Source organism: Mesorhizobium sp. BR1-1-2 (genome assembly GCF_020165435.1).
Classification (GTDB): Bacteria; Pseudomonadota; Alphaproteobacteria; order Rhizobiales; family Rhizobiaceae; genus Mesorhizobium.
This window is the reverse complement of sequence record NZ_JAIUID010000034.1, coordinates 1-1,854: the sequence shown is the minus strand read 5'-3', so window position 1 is coordinate 1,854 and position 1,854 is coordinate 1. Positions and strand designations below refer to the sequence as shown.

Sequence of the window (1,854 nt, the reverse complement as noted above, 5' to 3'; positions counted from 1 at the left end):
GTTGGCATCATAGCTGAGGCTGGTCTTGAATCCGGGCAAGGGCGCGTCGCTGAGGCCGGCGAATTTGGTGCCGCCGAGACCGCCCGTGGCATTGAGGATGGTGTAGTTCCTGGAAACAGAGCCGCCCGCCAGGAACGTGACATCAACGGTGCCGCCCGAAAGATCGGCGGAGCCGATGACGCTCGCGCGGTCGGCCGCGCCGCCGGAGACCTCGACGGCGTAGACCGAGCCGGCGCCGAATGTCAGTTTCCCGATGATATTGATCGTGCCGATCGAATTCCCAGGCGAAAGCGTGCCGCCATTAATGATCGTCGACGGCAATATACCGGTGCCGCCCACTATCGCGCGCGTATTCACTCTCAGGCCGCGAGACGAAGCGATCGAGCCGTTTGCCAGAAGTGCGCCGGCGTTGACCGTCATGCCGCCGTCGACGCTGCTGGTGCCGGTGAGGGTGAGTGTGCCAGGGCCGTTCTTGGTGAGCGTGCCGGTGCCCGTCATGTTGCCGGCATAGGTGCCGTCGAAACCCTGGTCGAAAATAACGGCGGCATTGTTCAGGATGTTGCCTTGCAGGCTAAAGGTCGTGCCCTGCAGCGCGCCGGCCAAGACGGTCGTGCCGCCAGCGTAGTTGGCGGCGGCGGGCAGGATCAGCGTGCCGGCGCCGATCTTGGTCAGGCTGCCGAGGCCGGTGATGTTGCCGGCATAGATGCCGTCGGCTGCTTGGTCGAAGACGACGGAGGCGTTGTCGGTGATATGGCCCCGCAGGCTCATTGCATTGCCCTGCAGGACGCCGGCATTGACGGTGGTGCTGCCGGTATAGGCATTCGCGCCAGTGAGGATGAGGGTGCCGTCGCCAGTCTTGGTGAGGCTGCCCGAACCCCTGACGACACCGCTCAAGGTGAGGGATTTGTTGGCGTCCACGAGGATAGCGCCACCGGCGCCTAAAAGCCCGACAGGGCGGGCGCTGGTAAAGGTCTCCGAGGCGCGCAGAGCCCCGTTGTTCAGGTCGACATGGGTGCCGGCTGCGCCGAGCTTGGCGTCGGAGGCAACCCACAGGGTCCCTCCTGCCACCTGCGTGCCGCCGGTGTAGGTATTGTTGCCGGTGAGGACCAGCGTGCCGGCTCCGATCTTGAAGAGGCCACCGTTGCCACTTATGTCGCCGCTCCAGGAGAGAGACTGGGACTGCGCCGTCACGTCGATACCGCCACCGTTGCTGGCCAAGGTGATATTGCGGCTGATCGACGCCGCCGCAGATGTCATGGTCCCGACTGCACCACCGTTCAACATGATCCCGGTGGCTGCCGCGCCCAAGTTGGCGTCGTTGGCGAAGCGCAGCACGCCGCCGGTGACCGTCGTGCCGCCCGAGTAGGTGTTGGCCCCGCTGAGAATCAGGTCGCCGGGGCCGGACTTGACCAGCACGCCGCTTCCTCCGATGACGCCACTCAAGGTGAGGGCCTTGCCTGGGTCGACGAGCAAGACCCCATCGCCACTTAGGAGCCCGACCGGGCGGGTGCTGGTGAAGGTCCCGGCCGCGTGCAGACCGCTGCCGTCCAAAAGATGGATATGGGCATCTGGAGCGCCGAAGTTGGCGTCGGAGGCGACCAGCAGGGTTCCTTCTTCTACCCGCGTGCCGCCTGTGTAGGTGTTGGTGCCCGTGAGCGCGACCTCACCTTTGCCCTGCTTGAACAGGGCGCCGCTGCCGGACATGTTGCCGGCGAAGGTGCCGTCGTTGCCGGACTGGTCGAAGATGACGGACGCATTGTTGGTGATGTTGCCTCTGAGGCTCGACGTGTTGCCCTGCAGGATGCCGGCATTGACGATGGTGCCGCCGCTATAGGCATTGGCGCCGGTGAGGAC

General features: G+C 65.2%; 1 protein-coding gene. It reads right to left on the bottom strand.

What is annotated here, in order from left to right; genetic code table 11:
* On the bottom strand, nucleotides 1–1,854 hold a 1,854-nt coding region (locus LB551_RS29850), incomplete at both ends, for an autotransporter-associated beta strand repeat-containing protein (protein ID WP_224661395.1).